Below are 22,840 nucleotides of genomic sequence, written 5' to 3'. Positions count from 1 at the left end.
GCCGGTTCGATCATGCGATCGTGCGTCCGAGGATTCGGCACATAACGTGCTAACCGTTTGCGTCGTTTCCTCAGAAGGATGTGATCGCCATGAAAGAACCGGTCTCCCGCCGCGCGAAGCTCGTCCTGTTTCCGTGGAAGAAAGACTTGTCGGCCAAACCCGGCCTCACCGAAGACGACTATGCGATCTACGCGTCGTATCGCCCGCATGTGAGCGGCGCGTTCGTCGGCACGCTGAAGGTCGTGCGTCTCACCGACGGGCGTCTGCTCTATCCGTTCGATGGCGCCGACGAGATCGGCCCGTTTACGCAGAAGGACGATGCGCGCAACGCGGCGCAGGCACGCGGCAAGGAGATCGTCGAGGCGGATCTCAAGATGCCCGAGCTTTGACTCGCATCCGGCTGAGAAAGACTCGCCATTCCACTCAAGCGAAAGCGCCGCGCACCGTCCGAGCGACGCACGAGCGCGTGCGGGACCGCACCTCGCCTTCGCACGGGAAAGCGCGCAAGCCGCTAGAATGTTCGGTTAGTGAACTTCCGCCCATGCCTTGCGAATTGCCCCGTACAGGGGCAACGAGTATAAGAACCGATGACGAGTGCCATGCGCAGCAGTGAGATACACAACGACGGCGCCCTCCGCGACTGGGCGCGGATCTGGATCGAATCGACGGCGAGCCTCGCGGCCTTCTGCCTGTCGCCCGAAGGCGTCATCCGCACATGGAACCCCGGCGGCGCGGCGATGTATGGCTATGCCGCCGACGAAATCGTCGGACGCCATTACTCCATTTTCTTTCCCGACGACGTCCGCGAGCACGGCATCGTCGAAACGGAACTGCGCGAAGCGCGCGAACACAGGAGCTTCGAGACGGAAGGATGGCGCAAGCGCAAGGACGGCTCGGTGTTCTGGGCGAGCGTGCTGACCACGTCGCTCACGGATCGCGACGGCACGCTGCTCGGCTTCGTCAAGATTGCTCGCGACGAAAGCGACAAGCGCAAGGCGCATGACGCGGTCATCGAAAGCGAGCGGCGTTTCAGGCTGCTCGTGGAAGGCGTCACCGACTATTCCATTTTCATGCTGTCGCCCGAAGGCCTCGTCACCAACTGGAACAACGGGGCGCGGCGCATCAAGGGCTATGCCGCCGACGAGATCATCGGCGCGCACTTCTCCCGCTTCTATTCCCCGGAAGACGCCGCAGCCGGACTGCCCCAACGCGCGCTGGACACCGCCGCGCGCGAAGGGCGTTTCGAGTCGGAAGGCTGGCGTCTGCGCCGCGACGGCACGCGCTTCTGGGCGCATGTGATCGTCGACGCCATCCGCGACGAAACCGGCACGCTCATCGGCTTCGCGAAGATCACGCGCGATGTCACCGAGCGGCGCGAAGCGGATCAACTGCTCGAAGAGACGCGCGCGGCGCTGTTGCAGGCGCAGAAGATGGAAGCGATCGGCAAGCTGACCGGCGGCGTCGCGCACGATTTCAACAACGTGCTTCAGGTGCTGCGCGGCAATCTCGAACTGCTGCGCAGCCGCTGCCTGCACGACAACTGGAGCATGGACCGCCTGGGCAGCGCCATCGACGCCGTCGAGCGCGGCGCCAAACTCGCATCGCAATTGCTTGCGTTCGGGCGCAGGCAGGCGCTGCGGCCGGTATCGGTCAATCTCGCGACGATGGTGCGCGGCATGGACGACCTGCTGCGCCGCGCGCTCGGCGAGACCATCGAAGTGGAGACGGTCGTATCGGGCGGACTGTGGAACGCGTTCGTGGATTCGCATCAGCTTGAAAACGTGCTGTTGAATCTCGCCATCAATGCGCGCGACGCGATGCCCGAAGGCGGCAAGCTCACGCTCGAACTCGCCAACGCCATGCTCGACGACCGCTACGTGCGCTCGCTGTCCGACGTGCCCGCCGGCCAGTACGTGATGCTCGGCGTGACGGACACGGGCATCGGCATGTCGCCGGAAATCGTGGAGCGCGCGTTCGATCCGTTCTTCACCACGAAGCCCGAAGGCGAAGGCACCGGCCTCGGCCTCAGCATGGCGTACGGCTTCGTGAAGCAAAGCGGCGGGCATATCCGCATCTATAGCGAAGTTGGACACGGCACGACGGTGCGCGTGTATCTGCCGCGATCGTCGGTGGAGGCGCATCAGCCCGTCGCGTGGCGCAACACGCCGGTCACGGGCGGCACGGAAACCGTGCTCGTCGTCGAGGACGACCAGAAGGTGCAGGCGACCGTCATCGAAATGCTGGCCGATCTCGGCTACAGCGTGCTGAAGGCGAACAACGCCGATCAGGCGCTCGTGGTGCTGAGCAGCGGCGTGCATGTCGACCTCATCTTCACCGATGTCGTCATGCCCGGTTCCGTGAAGAGTCCCGAAATGGCGCGGCGCGCGCTCGAACTGCAGCCGCAGGTGCGCGTGCTGTTCACGTCGGGTTATACGCAAAACGCGATCGTGCATGGCGGGCGACTCGACCCCGGCGTCGAACTGCTGAGCAAGCCGTATAGCCGCGAAGACCTCGCGTTCAAGATCCGGCAGATGCTCGGTTCTTCGGGCAAGGCCGTCGCCGAAGCCGCCGACGCACCGCCGCCCGCTCCCGTTCAGGCGGCGGGCAAGCGCGTGCTCGTCGTGGAAGACGACAGCGCGACGCGCGAGGCGGTGAGCGAACTGCTCGTCATGCTGGGCCACGATGCCGTCGGCGCGCCGAACGCCCTCGCGGCGCTGGACGCGATGACGCAAGGCACCTTCGACGTGCTCCTCACCGACATCAACTTGCCGGACATGACGGGCATCGATCTGGCGCGGCGCTGGATCGAGCGCTTTCCGCAGGTGCGCGTGATATTCGCGTCGGGCGACAACGTCATGCCGGAAGACGTGCGGGACTTTCCGTGGCAGGCGCTGCGCAAGCCTTACACGCTCGAGCAACTCGAACATGCGTTGCGGGAAGACGGCGGCACCTGACGCAACATTGAAGCGCTAACCGAACCCGCACATTTATCTCAAAAAATAGTTGACTGAAATGTTCGGGTTCGGGCATAATGCTTTTTGAAGTTCAAGAAGTCGATTGCTGTTCATCAATAGTTGGATTCCCCTCCGGTATTCGTTGTCCACTCCCTCCTTGCTGCTTCGCCCTGCTCACTGAGCGATCACACTTATTCATTTCAGGATTCTCATGGATACCGGTACGGTTAAATGGTTCAACGACACCAAGGGTTTCGGCTTCATCACGCCGGATAACGGCGGCGACGACCTCTTCGCACACTTCTCGGAAATTCGCGCCGACGGCTTCAAGAGCCTGGCAGAAGGCCAGAAGGTGAGCTTTGAAACGAAGCGCGGCCCGAAGGGCATGCAAGCCTCGAACATCAAGCCGCTGTAAGCCTGCTGCATCTGCTGCACATCGGGAGCTGAATAATCGGCTCCCGATTTCCTGCTGGTTCTGCCTCCCTTCCGCGTTTTTCTCAGGCCAAGCCGTTTCAGGCCAACTCCCCCCAAAAACGTCTCCCAGACGCAGCACCTACTTTCCGCTTTTTCGTCGGAAAGCATTTACATTTCAAAATTAAAAAATGACATCGATTCAAAATTACCGCGGTTATGCGGTGCATGCCTCCGCGCATCGTCTGCGCGATAACAGTTTCTCCGCGAACGTATTACTCGAACGCGCCGATCAAAATCCCAGCCATGGCGAATATCGCTTTTATTCGCTCGATTACTTCCGCAAGGAAGCCGACGCCATCGAATATTCCCGCCGATGGGCGCAGGACTGGATCGACACGCGCGGCTGATCGCCCGCCACAGCCAGTCGAAAATAAAACGAGCGGTTCGAAACCGGACCGCCGCCGCCTCTTCCGGTAACGTCGACCCGCTACCGCGTCACGCCAGCAGTTTTTCCCTCGCCGAACATTATCGGAATTACGCGCCCGATAATTAAGATTCAACGCGGCAAATGTTTCACACGCCCAAAACAGCCTCAAGCCGCCGCGCCGCCTGCCGATATTCCGTTACAGGGTGGCGTATCCGGCTTGCCGGGCAGGCCTCGTCTCCGGTCCCGGCTTGTAGTCGCATCGTTCCGTCGTTTCTGAGAGAACCACAAAAAGGAAAACATGCGCGTTGCTCCCAAAACGACGAATCGGCAGTTGTTCAACACAATCTGGCCATTCCTGGCGGTCGTCATTTCGCTTCTGGCGATGGCGGCCACGAGTCTCGCGATCATGTCGTCGGTGCGCGCCTATATCGGCGGGGAAAGCACCTGGTCGAAAGGACAGAAGGACGCGGTCTTCTACCTCGTCCGCTACGCCCAGACCGGCGACGAGCAGGCGTTCGCCGAATACCAGAACGCGATCGCGTATCCGCTCAACCTCAAGCGCGCGCGTCTCGCGCTCGATCGGCCCGATCCCGACGTGCCCGCCGCGCGGGCCGCGCTGCTCGCGAGCGGCGTTTATCCCGCCGACGTCGGCGCGGTCATCTGGGTCTTCCGCACGTTCCGGCGCGCGAGCTACTTTCAGGAAGCGGTCGCGTACTGGACCGCGGGCGATCTGCTCGTGGACCAGCTCGCCGACGCGGGCCGCCAGTTGCGCACCGCCGTCAAGCGGGGAGAGGCCGGTCACGACGAAGTCGATCATCTGACCGACGAAGTCTGGAACATCAACGGCACCATCGCGCCGATCTCGCGCGCGTTCGCCGACGTGCTCGGCTCCGCGTTCCGCCAGACGGCGATGCTGCTCTTCACGGTCAACGTCGTGGTCGCGGTGCTGCTCGTCTGCCTGTCCGGGTGGTATGCGCGGCGCTTCATCACCGCGCGGCTCGCCACGGAAAACGCGCTGCGCCGAAGCGAGGCGCGCGCGAAGGCGACGCTCGGCTCCATCGGCGAAGCGGTGATTTCGGTGGGGCCGTCGGGTCTCGTCGAGTTCATCAATCCGGCCGCCGAAAAGCTCTTTTGCCGCGAAGCCGCCGCCTGCGTGAACCGCCCGCTCGGCGCGCTCGTGACGGTGGCGCGCGAGTGGGACCGGCGTCCCGTCGACGTGATCGACGAAGCGCTGAAGGAATCGGAGCCGGAAGCCGTCTGCGGCGACCTCATCCTGACCAACGCGATGGGCGTCGATATCGTCGTGCAGGCCATCACGTCGGTCGTGCGCGATCACTCGGACACGCTCACCGGCGTCGTGCTGCTGCTGCGGAACATGACGCGCGAGCGCGAGTACGTGTCGAACCTCGCATGGCAGGCGACGCACGACGGGCTCACGGGCCTCTTGAACCGCACGGAATTCGAGCGGCGCCTCTCCACCGCGCTCGATCGCGAATCGGACGTCGATCCGTCGCATCGCGCGCAAATGCTGATGATGCTGGACCTCGACCAGTTCAAGGTCGTCAACGATACCTACGGTCACGCCGCCGGCGACGCCATGCTGCGCGAAGTCGCGCTCTTCATCGAAGAATGCCTGCGCGAAGAAGACGTGCTCGGCCGTCTGGGCGGCGACGAGTTCGGCGCGCTGCTCTGCAATTGCGACAAGCACACCGCCATGCAGATCGCGGAGCGGCTGAGAAAGGACGTCGCGGCGTTCGAGTGGTCGTGGGAGACGCACCGGCTGTCGACGAGCGTGAGCATCGGCGTCGTCGATCTTCGGCAAAACGGGCTCGATGTCGAAACGGCCATGCGTTACGGCGATATCGCGTGTTATCTCGCGAAAGAGCGCGGCCGCGACCGCGTGCATCTCGCGGTGCCGGGCGACAAGGAACTCACGCGCCATGCGAGCGAGATGTCGTGGTGCGGACGCATCAAGGATGCGCTCGCGAACGACCGCTTCTGCCTCTACGCGCAAGACATCTGCGCGACCGCGCTGCACGGCGTGCGCCATAACGGGACGGCGCATCCGCGTCATATGGAGATTCTGTTGCGCATGGTGGGCGAGCGCGGCGATATCGTGCCGCCCGGACTTTTCATGCCGGCAGCGGAGCGTTATGGGCTGATGTCCGCCATCGACCGCTGGGTGGTGCGCGCGGTGTTCTCGACGCTCGCGCAGATGCCGGATACCGACGGCATGGAGTACGCAATCAATCTGTCGGGCGCATCGATCGGCGATGAACGCTTTCTCCAGTATCTCAACGAGCAGTTCGCGATCACCGGCGTCGCCGCGTCGTCGATCTGCTTCGAAGTGACCGAGACCACCGCCGTCGCCAATCTCGCCGCCGCCGCGCGTTTCATCCGCGAGCTGAAGAAGCGCGGCTGCAAGTTCGCGCTCGACGACTTCGGCGCGGGCATGTCCTCCTTCGGCTATCTGAAGCATCTACCGGTCGATTACATCAAGATCGACGGCGGATTCATCAAGGACATGCTCAAAGATGCCGTTAATAAGGACATGGTAGCGGCCATCAACGATATCGGCCACTCGATGGGCCGTCTGACGATTGCGGAATACGTGGAAAGCGAGGCGATCCTTCGCGCGCTACGGGAGATGGGCGTCGATTACGTACAAGGCTTCCATGTCGGGCGGCCCGAACCCTGGGCACAGCACGTCGAACATATCAACATCTAAGAGGAGTGCACGTTTTGGATCCGACTTTTCAGCGGGTTGGCGACCTGAAGGACATCGCGAGTTACCCGGCATGGCTTGGCGACGTATTGAACGATACCAGCGAGGCGAAGCAGGCTATCGTCAAGCATCCGATTTTCGCGGCGATGCGCGAGGCGAAGCTCGAAGCTCGCCAGGCCGAAGCGTTCCTCGTGAACGGCTGGCCGGTCGTCGAGCAGTTCCCGCAATACATGGCGATGAACCTGCAAAAGGTGCGCTATGGTCATTCGCGCGGCGAAGACCTGGCGCGCCGCTATCTGACGCGCAATATCCGCGTCGAGCAGAATCACGCCGATTACTGGGTGGACTGGGCCGCCGCCCATGACGTGAGCAAGCGCGCGCTGATGAAGGCCAACGGCCCGACGCTCGCGTACGCGTTGAGCCACTGGTGCTGGAAGAGCAGCAGCACGGACCCGCTCGCGGCCAGCATCGCGGCGACGAACTTCGCGATCGAAGGCGTGACCGGCGAATGGGCGACGCTCGTGTGCAGCAGCGAGACGTACGCGAACAGCTTCCCGGTATCGATTCGCCGCAAGGCCATGCGCTGGCTCAGCCTGCACGCCCATTACGACGATGCGCATCCGTGGGAAGCGCTCGAAATCGTCGCTACGTTGCTCGGCAACGCGCCGGGCGTCGATGAAGTGCACGAAGTGCGTCGCAGCATCGCGATGAGCTACGAGTACTTCAAGATGAGCCTCGACTGCTGCCTGTAACCGACAGTCTTCCGCTGATTCAAGAGCGTCGTCCGTATCCGCCATGCGTTCGTCATGCGCGGAGCGGATTCGCTCTGCCCGGCAACCTGGAACCAATCTGGAAAAGCAATGAACAAGAAGCAATTTGCGTGTGCGGCCGCCGCGGCCCTATGTGTCACGGGCGCTCACGCACAGACGGCGGGCAGTGTCGTCGTCAACGCCGGGTGGATGCACTTCGCGCCGCAGGAATCGAGCGGTCCGTTCAACGTGACCGCACTGGGACAGACCGTGACGCAGCCGGGCGCGGGCGCATCCGTGAGCGACGCCGATACGTTCGGCTTCACCACGACGTACTTCATCACCGATCACATCGCCGCTGAAGGCGTGATCGGCGTGCCGCCCAAGTTCAATCTCTATGGCACCGGCACGCTGGGCCCGTTCGGCAAGCTCGGCTCGGCGCGCGAATGGAGCCCGACGCTGCTGCTCAAGTACTACTTCGGCAGCGCGCAAAGCCGCTTCCGTCCGTATCTCGGCGCGGGCGGCTCGTATGTGTGGTTCTCGGACGAGAAGCTGAACGGCGCGATGGGAAGCGGCGCGTTCCTCTACTCGAACCAGTACGGCAGCGCGCTGACGGGACCGACGAGCGTGAAGCTCAGCAGCTCGTTCGCGCCGGTGGTCAACGCGGGCTTCACGTATAACTTCACCGAACACTGGTCGGCGGCGTTCTCGGTATCGTATATGTGGCTGAAGTCGCGCGCGACGCTCGAAACGCAATCGGCGGTGGGCACGATCAAGAGCGAATCGAAGATCAAGCTCGATCCGGTCGTGACGTTCCTCTCGATCGGCTACAAGTTCTAAGCGGCTTGCCGACGTAGACGGCGATGCCGCCGCCGTTGCGCGCGGCGGCGTGTCTCGTCTTCGGCGCGTGGCGTCAGGACTTCTGTCCGCGGCCTGTTTTTTCCTGCAGTTCCTCGATCCGGCGCGAGGCATCCGCTTTCGTCAGCGACGGATCGAACGGCTCCTTCGCCTCTTCCGAGAGCGTCTTCAGATACGACGCCTGCGCGCCGGTCATCGGCTCGTCGCCGGTCACCCATTCGTCGGGATCCTTCTCGGCATTCGACGTGGGCGATGCCTTCGGGTTGTCGACGTGTTCCGCGTTTTCGCTGCTCTGCCCTTTCATGACGGTGTCCTCCTTGCGTGGCGCTTTATCGTCGATGCACGGCGCAAGGAGCGTGCCTCAATCGTCCGATCCGCGCGATAACGCCCCGCGCACATGCGACACGAAACGCGCGGTCACCGCATGTTCCCGCGCCGATGGCCACGCGAGCCCCACGCGCCACTTCGCCTGTCTGCCCGGCAGCGGCAACACGGTCGCATCGCGCAGCAAGTGTTGCGCGCGCGACGGAATGAACGCGACGCCCACGCCCGCCGCCACCGACGTCAGCACCGACTGCACGTCTTCCGCATGCTGCGTGACGTTCGGCACGAAGCGCCGCTCGCCGCACCATCGGTCGATCTGCGCGGCAAGGCCCGGCCCGCGTGCGCGCGACAACGCAATGAACCCGATGTCGTTCAGCACGTCGAGATTGGCGGGCAGGCGCTTGTAGCGGCTTTGCGCGGGCATGGCGAGCGCGAGGCCTTCATCGATCACCTTGAACGACGACAATCCCGCGTCCGCCGGCAAGCGCAGGAAACCCGCGTCGAGCTTGCCCGCGAGAAGCCGCCGCGCCTGTTCCGCCGACGACAGATCGCTCAACGTGATCGCCACGCCCGGATTCTCGCGCCGAAACCGCGCGATCACGCGCGGCACGAGCGTCAGCACCGACAGACAGATTCCGATGCGCAGATGACCGACGCGCCCGCTGCTCGCATCGCGCGCGCGGGCGAGCATGTCGTCGGCGTCGCTGACGAGCGATTGCGCATCGGGCAGAAAGCGCTCGCCGAACAGCGTGAGTTCCGCGCCGTGCCTGCCGCGCTCGAAGAGCTTGCCGCCGACGCTCGCCTCCAGCGCGCCGATCTGCTTGCTGAGCGCGGGCTGACTCATGTGCAGCGCGTCGGCGGCGCGGCTGAAATGACGCAGTTCCGCGACCGCGATGAACGTCTTCAGCAGTTTGATTTCCATTCGATTTGGTGATTGAACACGGATAATCATTCATTTTACAAATCGAATGATGCGGCGTTCAATGGCTTCCTCAACTTTCGTTCGAGGAGCGTGATATGTCCGTCAAGAAGCCCGCCGGCCGTGCCGATGCAGCGCCGCCCAAGCCTTCTCCACGCCCCCGGCGCATTCGGGTGGAAGAGCGTCCGGCACTCGGGTCGATTGCGTTGAGCTTTGCCGTGGTCCGGCGCGATCCGCGAAGTACGTCGCGGTAAGCGCGCCGCCGCGCGCTGCAGCAATCCGTGACACGCGCGATACTGACCGCCTCGCCCACACGCACGCGCCCTTTCACGAACATGACGCAAGACTCGCTCGTTTCCCTTCCCGCCGTCGATGCACGCAGGCTCATCGGTGACCGCGACGTATCGCCGGTCGAGTTGCTCGACGCGTGCATCGCGCGCATCGAAGCCGTCAATCCCGCCGTCAACGCCATGGCCGCGCGTTGCTTCGAACGCGCGCGCGTGGAAGCGCATCGCGCGGAAGAGGCCGTCATGCAGGGCGAGCCGCTCGGCCTGCTGCATGGCTTGCCCATCGGCGTGAAGGATCTGGAGGAAACGGCGGGCGTGCTCACCACGTACGGCTCGCCGCTTTATCGCGCGAACATTCCCGAGCACGACAACGCGATGGTCGCGCGCATCCGTGCGGCGGGCGCCATCGTCGCCGCGAAGACGAACACGCCGGAGATGGGCGCGGGCGCGAACACGCGCAACGTGGTGTGGGGCGCGACCGGCAATCCGTTCGCGCCTCTGCTGAACGCGGGCGGATCGTCGGGGGGATCGGCGGTCGCGCTCGCCACGAACATGCTGCCGCTTTGCACCGGCTCCGACACGGGCGGCTCGCTGCGCATTCCGGCGGCGCTATGCGGCGTGGTCGGCTTCCGTCCTTCGCCGGGACTCGTGCCGAGCGACCGGCGCGAACTCGGCTGGACGCCCATCACCGTGAGCGGGCCGATGGCGCGCACCGTCGCGGACACGCGCCTTCTGCTGGCGGCGCAAGCGGGCTTCGACGCGCGCGACCCGCTCGGCTACGAAGTCGATGCCAACGCCTTCGCGCAGCGCCGGCCGGTGGATATCGCGCGCTTGCGTATCGGCTTCACCGAAGACTTCGGCAATTGCGCATTGGATGACGCCACGCGCGCCACCTTCCGCGCGAAGATGCAGAAGCTCGCGGCGCATGTGGAGGTGTGCGAGCCCGTCGCGTTCGACATGACCGACGTGCATCGCGCTTTCGATGTCGTTCGCGCGCAGAACTTCATCGCGCAGTTTCGCGAGACGTACGAGCGCGATCCGTCGCTGCTCGGACCGAACACGCGCGCGAACTACGAAATGGGCGTCACGATGACGCTCGCCGATGTCGTGTGGGCGCACGCGACGCAAACCACGCTGTATCGGCGCTTTCAGCAGCAGTTGCAGCGCTACGACATCATCGTGTCGCCGACCACGCCCATCACGCCGTTTCCGTGGTCGCAATGGCATCTCGACGCGATCAACGGCAAGCCGCTCGACACGTACTACCGCTGGCTCGGCCTCACGTATGTCATCTCGCTGATGACGAACCCGGCGGTCTCGCTGCCGTGCGGCGTCGACCATGCGGGCATGCCGTTCGGCATTCAACTCGTCGGCGCGCTTCGTGGCGATGCGCGCCTGCTCGATATCGCCGAAGCGCTCGAAACCGCATTCGCCAACGACGATGCGCTCAAGCGCCCGACGCCCGACCTCGCGAAACTGCGCGCGCCGGTGGCGGAGCTGACATCGATCGTCACGCATCCGCCCGTGCACGGATAAGCGCCCGGTCAGATGCCCGGCATGATGGGATACGGAATGGTGTGGTCTTCCACGTACTTCACGCCGGGAATGTTCACCGAAGCGGTGCGCATGGCTTCGAGCTGTTCCGTGGACCAGACCGTGCCCCACAAATGCACGACGCCGTTGCGCACGACGATATTGCGCCCGGGAAACGCCCAGCCGCGCCCGGAGAGTTCGCCCATGAGCATCGCGCGGATTTCGTTATCGCTCGGGGAGACACCCGGCTCGGCTTCGTCGTCCGGCGCGGAAGCCAGCGCCTGCACGAGATTCGAACGGCTGACGATGCCGACGAGCCGACGCTCGCGCAGCACCGGCACGCGCTTGATGTGCCGGCTTTCGAGCAACGCGGCGATTTCCCCGAGCGACGCGTCTTCTTCCACGCCCACCACGTCGCGGCTCATGATCTCGCCGACCGTGCGCGCGTGCGACTTCACGTAGTCCGCAGCGCCATCGGAACCGACGAGATCGAGCCACCATGAACGCCGGCCCTGGCGCTTCTCGGTATCGGTCTCGCTGCGATGAAGCAGGTCGCCTTCGCTGACCATGCCGATCACATGCCCCTTTTCATCGACGACGGGCGTCGCGCTGATGCGATGCTTCACGAGCAGTTGCGCCAGTGCGCGGACGGTGGTGTCGGGCGTGACGGTCACGACGTTCGATGTCATCACATCGCGTGCTTGCATGATGGGCTCCGTTAATGTTGGATTCGAGTGAATTCGTCAGTTGATCGAAGCGAATGCCGCTTCTGACTCATGCGTGTCCACGATACCCTTCACGCCATGCGCAGCCTTGACGTGTGTCAATCGTGCGTCATATGGGCCACATCAGCGCCGCATGCAGGCCGCGCAGTCATGACGTGACGCGCCAAGTCGCGGCGTCTACACTGGCACATGCGGCCCGCACTTCAACCGATCCGAACCTCAATCGATCCGTTCATGACGCCCGACGAACCGACACTTTCTTCGCCCTTGCAGACCGACGCGCACTTCCGCCTTTTGGTGGAAACGGTCCAGGACTACGCCATCTTTCTGCTCGATGCACGCGGTCATGTCGCTACCTGGAACAATGGCGCGAAACGTATCAAGGGCTATGACGCCTGCGAAATAGTGGGCCGTCATTTTTCGGTCTTTTATCCGCGCGAAGATGTCGATGCGGGCAAGCCGCAACACGAACTCGATGCAGCGGCGCGCGCGGGCCGCATCGAGGACGAAGGCTGGCGCATTCGCAAGGACGGCACGCGCTTCTGGGCGAACGTCGTCGTCACCGCGCTGCATGACGCGAGCGGCAAGCTGATCGGCTTCGCCAAGGTCACGCGCGACATGACCGACCGCCTGCGCCTGGCTGAACTTCAGCATGCGCGCGATCTGTCCGCGCACGTGCAGGCCGCGCTCGAAAACGAACGCGCGTCGATTGCGCGCGAATTGCACGACGATCTCGGCCAGCAACTCGCCGCATTGAAGATGCAGATCGCCACGCTCGGCCATCCGCGCGCCGACGTCCAGCCGATCGAAGCGCAGATCGACACGATCATCGCTTCGGTCAGACGAATCGCGGCCGGCCTGCGCCCGCCCGTGCTCGACGACCTCGGCCTCTTCGCCGCCATCGAATGGCTCGTCAACGACTTTCGCCGGCGCTATGGCATCGAGATCGCGCTCGTGATCGAAGGCGAGGAGATGGAATTCGGCGCGGCGGCATCGACGTCGGTGTTCAGGCTCGTGCAGGAAGCGCTCACGAACGTCGCGCGGCACGCAGAGGCGAGCGAAGTGCGGATCGTCATCGGCTGCACGGCGGCGCACTGCACGTTGCGCATCGAGGACAACGGCCGCGGCGCGATGCTGGGCAAACGCGACCCGAGCGCATTCGGCCTGCTCGGCATGGGCGAACGCGTGCGGCAACTGGGCGGCGTCATCGTGTTTCATAGCAGGCCGGGCGAAGGGTTTCGCATCGACGTGACGCTGCCTTTGAGCGCGATGATGAGCGACGAACGCGCTTGACCTCAATCGCCGATGCGCAACACCGCCGCGCCGGAAAGACGTCCCGCGCGAAGATCGGCGAGCGCCTGGTTTGCATCGGCGAGCGCGTAGGTTTTCGTGCGAATGCGAAGCGCGACGGCGTCCGCGCAGGCCATGAACGCCGCGCCGTCCGCGCGCGTCAGGTTCGCCACCGATACGATGCGCCGCTCGCCCCAAAGCAGCGCATAAGGAAACGCGGGAATGTCGCTCATGTGGATGCCGCCGCACACCACCACGCCGCCCTTCGCCACCGCGCCGAGCGCGACCGGCACGAGCGCACCGGCGGGCGCGAAGATGAGCGCGGCATCGAGTTCGTCGGGCGCGCGTTCGTCGCTGCTGCCGGCCCAGTGCGCGCCGAGATCGAGCGCGAGCGACTGCGCCGCCGTATCGCCGGCTCGCGTGAACGCATAGACCGTGCGTCCTTCGTGCCGCGCCACCTGCGCGACGATATGCGCCGCCGCGCCGAACCCGTAAATGCCGATGCGCTTCGCGTCGCCCGCCATCTTCAGCGTTCTGTAGCCGATGAGTCCGGCGCACAGCAGCGGCGCGGCATCGACATCCGAATAGCGCGGCGGCAACGGCAGGCAGAATCGGCTATCGGCGACGATGCGCGTGGCATAGCCGCCATCGAGCGTATAGCCGGTGAAGCCGGGCGCATCGCACAGATTCTCGCGATGGCTCGCGCAATAACGGCAATGCCCGCACGTGTGGCCGAGCCACGGCACGCCGACGCGCTCGCCGGGCGAGAAGCCTTCGACGCCCGCGCCGACCGCCGCGACGCGCCCGACGACTTCGTGCCCCGGTATCACCGGGCGCTTCGGATGCGCGAGTTCGCCATCGACCACATGCAGGTCGGTGCGGCACACGCCGCACGCGGCGACATCGATCAGCAGTTGACCCGCGCCCGCGACGGGATCGTCGAGTTCGGCGGCGCGCAATTCGGGCGATGTTCCGTCGTAGAGCATCGCGCGCATCACTTGGCTCCGGGCGTCTCGCGTCCGTCGCGCGGTTTCCTCGCGGCTTCGGGCGGTTTCTGCAGCGCGGGTTCGTCACGCGCGGCGGGCGTGTCGCTCGTCACGTGCGAGTCGCGATGCGCGTTAAAGCTCTGCGGCACGCTGCCGCTGAACCGGAAGTAGCCGCTGCGAAGCACGACCGGCTTGCGTCCGACGCTCGTGAGCAATTGCTCGGCGGCGCCTTCTATCGCGACGCGGTTGTTCTCGAACGCGCGCCGCAAGTCCTCTTCCCGCGACGACGCCGCGCCGAAATGGTCGCGCAGCGCTTCCGCCGATATCGTGCAGGCGATGTGCTCGCCGTCCGCGACGGCGTCGAACGTGAGCGCGGGTTCGTCGCCCTGATAGACGGGCGGAGTGGCGGGAAACGCAATGTCCATGATGAGGGGCCTCGCAGGACGTGAGAAGCGCGCGGCGCATGCACCGTGACCTACGCTCTCAATCATCGCGCGCGAGTCTGCACGAACGTTGATGTAGATCAACGCCCGGACGTGCGTTGCCGCAACACCTGCTCCGCATGCTCGAACGCGCGGTGTATTGCGACGCCCGCCTCGGCAGCCGTCATGCCGGGTCCCGGCAACACCTCGAAGTCGCACGTGACCATGTCGAGCCGCGCGCGATGGAGCCTGCGGCCCGATTCGTCGTCGTAAGACTCGACGGTTAGATGACAGTCGAGAATATCGCTCGCCGCGCGCGAAAGGAGCACGAGTTCCGCGCCGGCATCGCGCTCGACCTCGCCGGGACTCGCGAATCCGAGGCACGCAATCTGCATTCCGAGGCCCATGATCGGCAACTCCCCTTGTTCTGTTCTGACTGCCCCGATGCGTTGAAGCACTGACTTCACAGCGTCATGCCGGAATCAGACGACCCACTCCACTTTGTCGATGCGCGCGAGCTTGCGCCGGATGCGATCGGCGAAGGCATCCAGCATGCGGCGTTCGTCCTCGGCGCCCGGATTGCCCCTGATCGCACAGCGCGCCACCGGCTGTTTGCCGCTCGTCGCCGTCATGTCCCTGAATGCGGTGGACTCGCCACGCATGTGCTCCGTGCAGAAAAAGGCGACGTACGGCAGCTTGCGCCGGTTGGCGAGAATCCACGAACGCACCGGCGCGCTCACGGTGCCCGCCCAGACCGGCGTGCCGATGACCACCAGCTCGTAGCACGCGGGCTCGTGCCGGGGCGCGTCGACGCGAACGGTGCGTCCGAACACGGTATCGATGATCGCGCGCGCATAGCCGATCGGCCCCGCGCGATCCTCAGGCTCTGCGACGGCTTCGAAATCGGCCTCGAGCCGTCTGGCGATCGCCGCGCCGACCGCGCGCGTCCGGCCGCTTCGGGAATAGCAGACCACGAGGACTCTGGACACGGCCATTCTCCGCAAGGAACGCGCTTCACGCCACTTCGATGATCACCTTCAGCGCGCCGGTCTCCGCCGCGCGGCTGAACGTGTCGTAGGCATCCAGCACGCGGTTCAGCCCGAAGCGGTGCGTGATGAGCTGCTTCGGCGCGAGCCGCCCCGCGCGCACGGTCTTGAGCAGCATCGGCGTGCTGACGGTATCGACGAGCCGCGTCGTGATGTTGATATTGCGGTCCCACAGCGTTTCCAGATGCAGGTCCGCCTTCACGCCATGCACGCCGACATTCGCGATGGTCCCGCCCGCCGCGATGATCGCCTGGCACAGCTCGAACGTCGACGGCACGCCCACCGCTTCCACCGCGCAATCGACGCCCGCGCCGTCGGTCAGGCGCAGCGTTTCCGCGACGGGATCGGTGCGCGCGATGTCGATGCACGCGCTCGCGCCGAACGTGCTCGCCACTTCGAGCCGATGCTTGTCGCGATCGATCATGATGATTTGCGCCGGCGTGTAGAACTGCGCGGTGAGCAGCGCGGCGAGCCCGATCGGTCCCGCGCCGACGATCGCGACGGTCGAGCCCGGCTGCACGCGGCCGTTGAGCACGCCGCATTCGAAGCCCGTCGGCAGAATGTCCGACAGCATCACGAGCGCTTCTTCCTCCACGCCCGCGGGCACCGGATAGAGGCTCGTGTCGGCGTGCGGAATGCGCACGTATTCGGCCTGCGTGCCGTCGATCTTGTTGCCGAGAATCCAGCCGCCCGTCGCGCAATGCGAGTACATGCCGCGCCGGCACGCATCGCATTTTCCGCACGACGAAATGCACGAGATCAGCACGTGATCGCCCGGCTTGAACGCCGCGACCGCCGCGCCGACATGCTCGACGACGCCCACGCCCTCGTGCCCGAGCACGCGGCCGGGCTCGCACGTCGGCACGTCGCCCTTGAGAATATGCAGGTCGGTGCCGCAGATGGTCGTGCGCGTCACGCGGACGATCGCATCCGTGGGCGCGACGACCTTCGGCAACGGACGTTCGTCGAGCGACTTTCTTCCCGGACCGTGGTAGACGAGTGCTTTCATCATCGGGCTCCTCACGCATTGGCGTTAGTTGAACCCGGCCACTTTATTCGCGCGGCGAAAACGCCCCTTGACCTGCGTCAAGCGATGCGCGAAGCGCGTGCGAAAACGTCAACGCGCCGCGCGCGCGATACGCTTTTGCGGCACGACTTCCGCGAGCAATTCGTCCTGCAGTCCGCGCAGGACATCGACGAACGCGGTGGCGAGCCGCTCGCGCGGCCTGTGCGGCGGAAAGAGCAGATACATCGGGAACAGCGTGGCCGGCAGAAACGGCCGAATGGCGATCTCCGGCCCCGCGAAGTCCCGCGCGACGATCGGATGCGCGAGCGTCACGCCCATGCCGTGCCGCACCATTTCGCAGCACATCGCGGTGTATTGCGCCTCGATGGCGAGCACGCGATTGACGCCCGCGCGCTGGAACACGTCGTCCATCATGGCGCGCGTGCCGTCGCCGTGACAGAGCGAAATGAACGATTCGCCTTCGAGATCCTCGGGCCGGATGACGCGCTTCGCCGCGAGCCTGTGCGCCGCCGGCATCACGCACACGGCCGCCACGCTGGAAAGCTGCTCGATCTCGCAGTCCGACGCCTCGCTGACATACACGGCCACGCCCAGATCGCAGAACTGCGATGCGGTCCAGTGGTTGATCGTGCCCGACGTATTCACGTGCAGCGACACCGTGACTTCAGGAAACAGCGCGACGAAGCGCTTGATGGCATGCGGCACGAGCGTCATGCCCGCCGATGGCATCGCCGCGATGCGAAGGCGCCCGCTGCCCAGATTGCGGATTTGCGCCGCTGCGTTGGCGAGTCCCTGCAAGCCGACGAACGCCCGCTCCACTTCGCGGAAGAACGCGGTGCCTTCGCTCGTCGGGATCAGGCGCACGCCGCTGCGCTGAAAGAGTTGCAGGCCCGTGTCGCGTTCGAGCTGTGAAATGAGGCGGCTCACGTTGGGCTGCGACGTGAACAGCGCCTTGGCGGCGGCGGTCATCGATCCCGAGACCATCACCGCGCGAAACGCCTCGATGTGCTTCAGATTCATGCGCGTTTTCCCTCATCGGAACAACCATGATCCATATCATTCTTGCATGGATAGGTATTTTATTCGTATTGGACGATATAAACCGCGAGCGCGACACTGCCTCTCAGGCTCAGGTTCGAAGCCGCCCCGCACATACCGGAACTGGAGATCGTCGTCATGAAAAGAGCGTTGCATCGCCGTCTGTCCGCCCCCGCCCTCGCCGCACTCTGCCTCGCTGCCCCGCTGCTCTCGCATGCCGAAACGACGCTCTATGTCGCCAACGTGGGCGGCTCGAACGAGCAGTTGTATCGGCAGAAGGTGATTCCGCCTTTCGAGAAGGCGCATGACGTCAAGATCGTCTATGTCGCCGGCAATTCCAGCGACACGCTCGCGAAATTGCAGGCGCAAAAGGGGCACCAGCAGATCAACGTCGCGGTGATGGACGACGGCCCCATGTATCAGGCGATGCAGCTCGGCCTCTGCGCGAAGATCGAAGACGCGCCCGTGATGAACGACCTCTATCCGCTCGCGAAGATCGGGCCGACGGCGGTGGGCGTCGGCATGGTGGCGACCGGCATCGGCTATAACGCGGAAGCGTTCAAGAAGGCGGGCCTGCCGCCGCCCGATTCGTGGAAGGTGCTCACGGACTCGCGCATCAAGGGCAAGCTCGGCGTGCCGCCGATCACCAACACGTATGGCCTGCACACGCTCGTGATGCTCGCGCGCCTGAACGGCGGCGGCGAGAAGAACATCGATCCCGGCTTCACCGCGATGACCAAGCAGGTCGCGCCGAACGTGCTTTCGTGGGCGCCGACGCCCGGCGAGATGGACGGCCAGATGCAATCCGGCGACGTGATTCTCGCGCCCTACGGCAGCGGCCGCGCCGTGGCCCTGCAAAACACGGGCTTTCCGCTCAAGTTCGTCTATCCGAAGGAAGGCGCGGTCGCGCTGCAGGTGGCCGCATGCGCCATCGCGGAGAACGCGCAGCCGCAGCTCTCGCAGCAATTCGTGCAGTACCTCCTCAGCCCCGAAGTGCAGGCGATGCAGGCGCAGGCCATCGGTCTCGGTCCTGTCAACAAGACGGTCAAGCTCACGCCGGACGTCGCCGCGCGCGTGCCTTACGGCCCCGATCAGATCGCGAAGCTCACGCCGATGGACTGGACGAGCATCAACCAGCATCGCACGGAATGGACGGAGCGCTGGAACCGTTCGGTCGAACGCTGATTCCCACACCGGCTCTGGTGCACGTGACTCGATGAAGGAGCAACACGCATGGCCTTCCTGACGCTGCAAGGCATTTCCAAACGCTACGGCGATTTCACCGCCATCGAGCAGCTCGATCTCGATGTCGAGCGCGGCGAACTTCTCTCGCTGCTCGGGCCTTCGGGCTGCGGCAAGACGACGACGCTGCAAATGGTCGCGGGCTTCGTCACGCCGAGCACGGGCCGCATTCTGCTCGATGGCCGCGACATCACGCACGAGCGCCCGGAGAAGCGCGGCATCGGCGTGGTGTTTCAGAGCTATGCGCTCTTTCCGCACATGACGGTTGCGGGCAATGTCGGCTTCGGGCTGGAAATGCGCAAGGTCAAGCGCAAGGAACGCGAAGCGCGCGTGGCCGAAGCGCTCGCGCTCGTGCGGCTCAACGGCCTCGGGCATCGCTATCCGAAGGAACTGTCGGGCGGCCAGCGGCAGCGCGTGGCCATCGCGCGGGCCATTGCGATGGAACCCGAACTGCTGCTGCTCGACGAGCCGATGTCCAACCTCGACGCGAAGCTGCGCGAAGAGATGCACATCGAGTTGCGCGCCATTCAGAAGCGCCTCGGCATCACGACGATTCTCGTCACGCACGATCAGGTCGAAGCGATGACCATGAGCGATCGCATCGCGGTGATGCATCGCGGGACCATCGCGCAACTGAGCACGCCGTACGACGCGTACGAACGCCCCGCGACGCCGTTCGCATCGACGTTCCTCGGGCGCACGAATGCGTTCTCGGGCGAAGTGCTGCGGCGCAATCCGCGTTGCGCGGAAGTATCCGTCGCGGGCGCGACGCTGCATGTGCCGCACGAAGGCCGTCATGTCGATGGCGCGGTGAACGTCTATATCCGCCCCGAAAAGCTGCACCTTTCCAATGGCGATGCGCGCGTGCGCGGACGCATTTCCACGCGCGTGTTCGTCGGCAATCAATGGCTGCTCGAAGTGGAGACGCATCTCGGCAAATTGCGCGTGGCGCAGCCCAATCATGGCGCGCCGCCACCCGAGGAAGGCGATGAAGTCGGACTCGCATGGACCGACGACGATCTGCGCGTGCTCACGCAAGACACGGCGGGAGGCGCGCATGGCCACGCTTGACGACGCGCGTCCCGGCGCCGCGCCGTGGCTGTTGTCCGGCCCCGCGCTGCTGCTTTTCATCGGCCTCCTGCTGGTGCCGCTGCTGCTCACGCTGATGCTGTCGTTCCGCGTCTTCAGCGACACCGCCGGCATTCAGAGCACGTACACACTGACGAACTATTGGGACGTTGTTAGCGATCCTTACTATGGCACGATCTTCCTGCGCACGGCGGGACTCGCGTTCGCGGTCACGCTGCTGTCCATCGTGCTCGGCGTGCCGGAAACCATCGTGCTCGCGCGCATGAAGCGGCCGTGGCAGTCGCTGTGCCTGTTGATCGTGCTCGGTCCGCTGCTCATTTCCGTGGTCGTGAGAACGCTCGGCTGGCAGATCCTGCTCGGCAACAACGGCGTGCTCAACAACGTGCTGCAGGCGCTGCACATCACGGACGAACCCATTCGCCTCGTCTTCACGATGACCGGCATGATCATCGCGCTCACGCACGTTCTCGTGCCCTTCATGGTGATGTCCGTGTGGGCGAACATGCAGAAGCTCGACAGCCAGGTGGAATGGGCGGGCCGCTCGCTCGGCGGATCGCCGTTCGCGGTGTTTCGGCGCGTGGTGTTGCCGCAGATCATGCCGGGCGTGCTGTCCGGATCGATCATCGTGTTCGCGTTGTCGGCATCCGCGTTCGCGACGCCCGCGCTCATCGGCGGACGGCGTCTGAAAGTGGTCGCCACCGCCGCCTACGACGAATTCCTGGGCACGCTGAACTGGCCGCTCGGCGCGAGCATCGCGGTGCTGCTGCTGATCGCGAACGTGGCGATCGTGATGGGCTGCAGCCGGCTCGCCGAACGCCGCTTCAAGCATATCTTCGACTGAGCGCGAGGCAAGGACATGAAACAGAACGGCATACTCGGCCTCGTCTATAACGCGTTTTTTCTCACGTTCATCATCGCGCCGCTCGCGGTGGTGATGCTCGTCGCGTTCACGGACAAAGGCTTCATCTCGATGCCCTTCGATGGCGCGTCGCTGCGCTGGTTCCGCGCGATCCTCGAGAACGGCGACATCGTCGCGGCCTTCTGGCTGTCGGTCCGCCTCGCGTTCGCGGCGGCGACCATCGGCGTGCTGCTCGCGGTGCCCGCCGCGCTCGCCATCGCGCGTTATCGCTTTCCGGGCCGCGCCGCGCTCACGAGCTTCTTTCTCTCGCCGATGATGATTCCCGCGGTCGTGCTCGGCATCGCGTTCCTGCGCTTCCTGTCGCTCATGCATCTGTCGGGATCGTTCTGGTCGCTGGTGTGCGCGCACGTCATCATCGTGCTGCCGTATGCGCTGCGGCTCGCGTTGTCGTCGGCGGTCGGACTGGATCGCGATGCCGAACGCGCCGCGCTCTCGTGTGGCGCGAGCCGCTTCACCGCGTTTCGCCGCGTGGTCCTGCCGATGATCCGCACCGGCGTCGCGGGCGGCTGGGTGCTGTCCTTCATCCAGAGCTTCGACGAACTCACGATGACCATCTTCGTCGCGACGCCCGGCACCACGACGCTGCCCGTCGCCATGTACAACCAGATCGCGCAGACGATCGATCCGCTGGTCGCTTCGGTGTCGGCGGTGCTGATCGTCGGCACGGTGCTCTTGATGATCCTGCTCGACCGCATGGTCGGACTCGACCGCATTCTGATCGGAGAAGCGCGATGACATCTTCCAGCCCCGACGTGCTGGTGCTCGGCGGCGGCCTCGTCGGTTCCGCCGTCGCATACGGCCTCGCCCGCGAAGGCGCGCGCGTGACCGTGCTCGACGAGGACGACGGCGGTTTCCGCGCCTCGCGCGGCAACTTCGGCCTCGTGTGGATTCAGGGCAAGGGCTACGGTCTTTCCCCTTATGCACGATGGTCGCGCAGTTCGGCCACGCGCTGGCCGCAACTGGCGGACGCGCTGTTGCAGGAAACGGGCATCGACGTGGCGCTCAAGCAGCCGGGCGGATTCCACTTCTGCTTCAACGACGCCGAACTCGCCGAGCGCGAAAAACGCCTCTCGACGCTGAAGGCGGAACTGGGCGACTATCCCTACGAAATGCTCGATGCCGCCGACGTGCGCGCGCGCATTCCGCAAATCGGCCCCACGGTGATCGGCGCGAGCTACACGCCGATGGACGGCCACGTCAATCCGCTCAAGCTGCTGCGGGCGCTGCATGTCGCGATGCAGGCGCGCGGCGTGAAGCTCGTGTCGGGCGAACGCGCGGAACGCATCGTGCCCGAGGCGAACGGCTTCGTCGTGCACGGCAAGCGCGGCACGTATCGCGCATCGCGCGTGGTGCTCGCGGCGGGCCTCGGCAATCGCACGCTCGCGCCGTTCGTCGGGCTGAACGCGCCGGTCGCGCCGAATCGCGGGCAAGTGCTCGTGAGCGAACGCGTCGCGCCGTTTCTTCACTATCCGACGCTCAACGTGCGTCAAACCGACGAAGGTTCCGTGCAGTTCGGCGATTCGATGGAAGAAGTCGGCTTCAACGATTTCACCACGACGCACGTGCTCGCCGACATCGCGCGTCGCGGCGTGCGCGCCTTTCCGATGCTGCAGAACGTGCGCCTCGTGCGCATGTGGGCCGCGTTGCGCGTCTACAGCCCCGACGGTTTCCCGATCTACAACCAGTCCGAAGCGCATCCGGGCGCGTTCGTCGTCACGTGTCATAGCGGCGTGACGCTCGCGGCGGCGCATGCGATGCGCATCGCGCCGTGGATCGCGGGCGCGCCGATGCCCGACGAATTGCCCGCGTTTTCCGCGCGCCGTTTCGAGAACGCCGAACAACTGACCCTCGCACACTGAATCCGAC

23 protein-coding genes are annotated in these 22,840 nt (G+C 64.9%); 14 read left to right on the top strand and 9 right to left on the bottom strand.

Annotated elements, in window-relative coordinates:
- Positions 1-89 precede the first annotated feature (89 nt).
- The 7 genes from NCR39_RS21605 to NCR39_RS21575 all read left to right on the top strand — a co-directional run bounded on the left by NCR39_RS21605 (position 90) and on the right by NCR39_RS21575 (position 8,109).
- Positions 90-389 carry a DUF6723 family protein gene (locus NCR39_RS21605; RefSeq protein ID WP_250454111.1) on the top strand — a complete coding sequence of 100 codons (300 nt, stop codon included), beginning with the start codon at positions 90-92 and terminating at the stop codon, positions 387-389.
- A 198-nt stretch (positions 390-587) separates the two neighbouring features.
- A complete protein-coding gene (locus NCR39_RS21600) occupies positions 588-2,954 on the top strand; it encodes a hybrid sensor histidine kinase/response regulator (RefSeq protein WP_250454110.1) in 2,367 nt (788 codons plus the stop codon).
- A 211-nt stretch (positions 2,955-3,165) separates the two neighbouring features.
- Positions 3,166-3,369: a cold-shock protein gene (locus tag NCR39_RS21595; RefSeq protein ID WP_040050662.1), complete on the top strand. Its 204-nt coding sequence runs from the start codon at positions 3,166-3,168 to the stop codon at positions 3,367-3,369.
- 187 nt (positions 3,370-3,556) lie between these two features.
- A complete protein-coding gene (locus NCR39_RS21590; protein ID WP_250454109.1) occupies positions 3,557-3,775 on the top strand; it encodes a hypothetical protein in 219 nt (72 codons plus the stop codon).
- Between the two features lie 351 nt (positions 3,776-4,126).
- The gene (locus tag NCR39_RS21585; RefSeq protein WP_250454108.1) at positions 4,127-6,523 is read left to right on the top strand and encodes an EAL domain-containing protein; all 2,397 of its coding nucleotides are present in this window, start codon (positions 4,127-4,129) and stop codon (positions 6,521-6,523) included.
- A gap of 14 nt (positions 6,524-6,537) precedes the next feature.
- Positions 6,538-7,272 carry an iron-containing redox enzyme family protein gene (locus tag NCR39_RS21580; protein ID WP_167550945.1) on the top strand — a complete coding sequence of 245 codons (735 nt, stop codon included), beginning with the start codon at positions 6,538-6,540 and terminating at the stop codon, positions 7,270-7,272.
- Positions 7,273-7,380: 108 nt separating this feature from the next.
- Entirely contained in the window at positions 7,381-8,109 is a 729-nt protein-coding gene (locus NCR39_RS21575) for an OmpW/AlkL family protein (RefSeq protein ID WP_250454107.1), read from the top strand.
- Between the two features lie 73 nt (positions 8,110-8,182).
- Here the strand turns inward: NCR39_RS21575 and NCR39_RS21570 are convergent, their stop codons facing one another.
- Together NCR39_RS21570 and NCR39_RS21565 are read right to left on the bottom strand one after the other, a co-directional pair.
- A complete protein-coding gene (locus NCR39_RS21570; RefSeq protein ID WP_250454106.1) occupies positions 8,183-8,431 on the bottom strand; it encodes a DUF3072 domain-containing protein in 249 nt (82 codons plus the stop codon).
- 57 nt (positions 8,432-8,488) lie between these two features.
- Positions 8,489-9,373 carry a LysR family transcriptional regulator gene (locus NCR39_RS21565; RefSeq protein WP_250454105.1) on the bottom strand — a complete coding sequence of 295 codons (885 nt, stop codon included), beginning with the start codon at positions 9,371-9,373 and terminating at the stop codon, positions 8,489-8,491.
- A 332-nt stretch (positions 9,374-9,705) separates the two neighbouring features.
- Here NCR39_RS21565 and NCR39_RS21560 point away from each other — a divergent pair, with 332 nt between their 5' ends.
- Positions 9,706-11,193 (top strand): amidase, encoded by a 1,488-nt coding sequence (locus NCR39_RS21560; RefSeq protein WP_250454104.1) that lies wholly within the window; start codon positions 9,706-9,708, stop codon positions 11,191-11,193.
- Between the two features lie 8 nt (positions 11,194-11,201).
- Here NCR39_RS21560 and NCR39_RS21555 read toward each other — a convergent pair whose 3' ends face one another.
- A complete protein-coding gene (locus NCR39_RS21555) occupies positions 11,202-11,897 on the bottom strand; it encodes a CBS domain-containing protein (protein WP_250454103.1) in 696 nt (231 codons plus the stop codon).
- A gap of 252 nt (positions 11,898-12,149) precedes the next feature.
- On the opposite strand from NCR39_RS21555, the gene NCR39_RS21550 reads away from it, so the two are divergent.
- Positions 12,150-13,208: a PAS domain-containing sensor histidine kinase gene (locus NCR39_RS21550; protein WP_250454102.1), complete on the top strand. Its 1,059-nt coding sequence runs from the start codon at positions 12,150-12,152 to the stop codon at positions 13,206-13,208.
- Positions 13,209-13,210: 2 nt separating this feature from the next.
- On the opposite strand, the gene NCR39_RS21545 is transcribed toward NCR39_RS21550, so the two are convergent.
- From NCR39_RS21545 to NCR39_RS21520, 6 genes are all read right to left on the bottom strand, one after another.
- Positions 13,211-14,200 carry a zinc-dependent alcohol dehydrogenase family protein gene (locus tag NCR39_RS21545; protein ID WP_250454101.1) on the bottom strand — a complete coding sequence of 330 codons (990 nt, stop codon included), beginning with the start codon at positions 14,198-14,200 and terminating at the stop codon, positions 13,211-13,213.
- Positions 14,200-14,616 carry a DUF1488 family protein gene (locus NCR39_RS29820; protein WP_350029689.1) on the bottom strand — a complete coding sequence of 139 codons (417 nt, stop codon included), beginning with the start codon at positions 14,614-14,616 and terminating at the stop codon, positions 14,200-14,202. Before NCR39_RS29820 ends, NCR39_RS21545 begins: the two co-directional genes overlap by 1 nt.
- Positions 14,617-14,714: 98 nt before the next feature.
- Positions 14,715-15,020 carry a hypothetical protein gene (locus NCR39_RS21535; protein WP_250454100.1) on the bottom strand — a complete coding sequence of 102 codons (306 nt, stop codon included), beginning with the start codon at positions 15,018-15,020 and terminating at the stop codon, positions 14,715-14,717.
- Positions 15,021-15,095: 75 nt separating this feature from the next.
- Positions 15,096-15,608, bottom strand: coding sequence for a flavodoxin family protein (locus NCR39_RS21530; RefSeq protein ID WP_250454099.1), 513 nt, complete (start codon positions 15,606-15,608; stop codon positions 15,096-15,098).
- Positions 15,609-15,627: 19 nt separating this feature from the next.
- Positions 15,628-16,668 (bottom strand): zinc-dependent alcohol dehydrogenase family protein, encoded by a 1,041-nt coding sequence (locus NCR39_RS21525; protein WP_250454378.1) that lies wholly within the window; start codon positions 16,666-16,668, stop codon positions 15,628-15,630.
- Between the two features lie 108 nt (positions 16,669-16,776).
- A complete protein-coding gene (locus NCR39_RS21520; protein ID WP_250454098.1) occupies positions 16,777-17,706 on the bottom strand; it encodes a LysR substrate-binding domain-containing protein in 930 nt (309 codons plus the stop codon).
- A gap of 156 nt (positions 17,707-17,862) precedes the next feature.
- Between NCR39_RS21520 and NCR39_RS21515 the strand changes: the two genes are divergently transcribed.
- From NCR39_RS21515 to NCR39_RS21495, 5 genes are read left to right on the top strand one after another with little or no spacing between them, the layout of a single operon-like run.
- The gene (locus NCR39_RS21515) at positions 17,863-18,909 is read left to right on the top strand and encodes an ABC transporter substrate-binding protein (RefSeq protein WP_250454097.1); all 1,047 of its coding nucleotides are present in this window, start codon (positions 17,863-17,865) and stop codon (positions 18,907-18,909) included.
- Between the two features lie 48 nt (positions 18,910-18,957).
- Positions 18,958-20,037, top strand: coding sequence for an ABC transporter ATP-binding protein (locus NCR39_RS21510; RefSeq protein ID WP_250454096.1), 1,080 nt, complete (start codon positions 18,958-18,960; stop codon positions 20,035-20,037).
- The gene (locus tag NCR39_RS21505) at positions 20,024-20,896 is read left to right on the top strand and encodes an ABC transporter permease (protein ID WP_250454095.1); all 873 of its coding nucleotides are present in this window, start codon (positions 20,024-20,026) and stop codon (positions 20,894-20,896) included. Before NCR39_RS21510 ends, NCR39_RS21505 begins: the two co-directional genes overlap by 14 nt.
- 15 nt (positions 20,897-20,911) lie before the next feature.
- The gene (locus NCR39_RS21500) at positions 20,912-21,709 is read left to right on the top strand and encodes an ABC transporter permease (protein ID WP_250454094.1); all 798 of its coding nucleotides are present in this window, start codon (positions 20,912-20,914) and stop codon (positions 21,707-21,709) included.
- Positions 21,706-22,833 (top strand): NAD(P)/FAD-dependent oxidoreductase, encoded by a 1,128-nt coding sequence (locus NCR39_RS21495; RefSeq protein ID WP_250454093.1) that lies wholly within the window; start codon positions 21,706-21,708, stop codon positions 22,831-22,833. Before NCR39_RS21500 ends, NCR39_RS21495 begins: the two co-directional genes overlap by 4 nt.
- Positions 22,834-22,840 lie beyond the last annotated feature (7 nt).

The organism is Caballeronia sp. ATUFL_M2_KS44 (assembly GCF_023630965.1).
GTDB lineage: Bacteria > Pseudomonadota > Gammaproteobacteria > Burkholderiales > Burkholderiaceae > Caballeronia > Caballeronia concitans.
Note: the sequence above shows the minus strand (reverse complement) of the source record. Positions and strands in the feature narration are given on the sequence as shown.

Bases quoted from the DNA above. Each gene is read 5' to 3' on its own strand.
- NCR39_RS21605 (WP_250454111.1), top strand. From the start codon at position 90: ATGAAAGAACCGGTCTCCCGCCGCGCGAAGCTCGTCCTGTTTCCGTGG.
- NCR39_RS21600 (WP_250454110.1), top strand. From the start codon at position 588: ATGACGAGTGCCATGCGCAGCAGTGAGATACACAACGACGGCGCCCTC.
- NCR39_RS21595 (WP_040050662.1), top strand. From the start codon at position 3,166: ATGGATACCGGTACGGTTAAATGGTTCAACGACACCAAGGGTTTCGGC.
- NCR39_RS21590 (WP_250454109.1), top strand. From the start codon at position 3,557: ATGACATCGATTCAAAATTACCGCGGTTATGCGGTGCATGCCTCCGCG.
- NCR39_RS21575 (WP_250454107.1), top strand. From the start codon at position 7,381: ATGAACAAGAAGCAATTTGCGTGTGCGGCCGCCGCGGCCCTATGTGTC.
- NCR39_RS21570 (WP_250454106.1), bottom strand. From the start codon at position 8,431: ATGAAAGGGCAGAGCAGCGAAAACGCGGAACACGTCGACAACCCGAAG.
- NCR39_RS21565 (WP_250454105.1), bottom strand. From the start codon at position 9,373: ATGGAAATCAAACTGCTGAAGACGTTCATCGCGGTCGCGGAACTGCGT.
- NCR39_RS21560 (WP_250454104.1), top strand. From the start codon at position 9,706: ATGACGCAAGACTCGCTCGTTTCCCTTCCCGCCGTCGATGCACGCAGG.
- NCR39_RS21555 (WP_250454103.1), bottom strand. From the start codon at position 11,897: ATGCAAGCACGCGATGTGATGACATCGAACGTCGTGACCGTCACGCCC.
- NCR39_RS21550 (WP_250454102.1), top strand. From the start codon at position 12,150: ATGACGCCCGACGAACCGACACTTTCTTCGCCCTTGCAGACCGACGCG.
- NCR39_RS21545 (WP_250454101.1), bottom strand. From the start codon at position 14,200: ATGCGCGCGATGCTCTACGACGGAACATCGCCCGAATTGCGCGCCGCC.
- NCR39_RS29820 (WP_350029689.1), bottom strand. From the start codon at position 14,616: ATGGACATTGCGTTTCCCGCCACTCCGCCCGTCTATCAGGGCGACGAA.
- NCR39_RS21535 (WP_250454100.1), bottom strand. From the start codon at position 15,020: ATGGGCCTCGGAATGCAGATTGCGTGCCTCGGATTCGCGAGTCCCGGC.
- NCR39_RS21530 (WP_250454099.1), bottom strand. From the start codon at position 15,608: ATGGCCGTGTCCAGAGTCCTCGTGGTCTGCTATTCCCGAAGCGGCCGG.
- NCR39_RS21525 (WP_250454378.1), bottom strand. From the start codon at position 16,668: ATGAAAGCACTCGTCTACCACGGTCCGGGAAGAAAGTCGCTCGACGAA.
- NCR39_RS21520 (WP_250454098.1), bottom strand. From the start codon at position 17,706: ATGAATCTGAAGCACATCGAGGCGTTTCGCGCGGTGATGGTCTCGGGA.
- NCR39_RS21515 (WP_250454097.1), top strand. From the start codon at position 17,863: ATGAAAAGAGCGTTGCATCGCCGTCTGTCCGCCCCCGCCCTCGCCGCA.
- NCR39_RS21510 (WP_250454096.1), top strand. From the start codon at position 18,958: ATGGCCTTCCTGACGCTGCAAGGCATTTCCAAACGCTACGGCGATTTC.
- NCR39_RS21505 (WP_250454095.1), top strand. From the start codon at position 20,024: ATGGCCACGCTTGACGACGCGCGTCCCGGCGCCGCGCCGTGGCTGTTG.
- NCR39_RS21500 (WP_250454094.1), top strand. From the start codon at position 20,912: ATGAAACAGAACGGCATACTCGGCCTCGTCTATAACGCGTTTTTTCTC.
- NCR39_RS21495 (WP_250454093.1), top strand. From the start codon at position 21,706: ATGACATCTTCCAGCCCCGACGTGCTGGTGCTCGGCGGCGGCCTCGTC.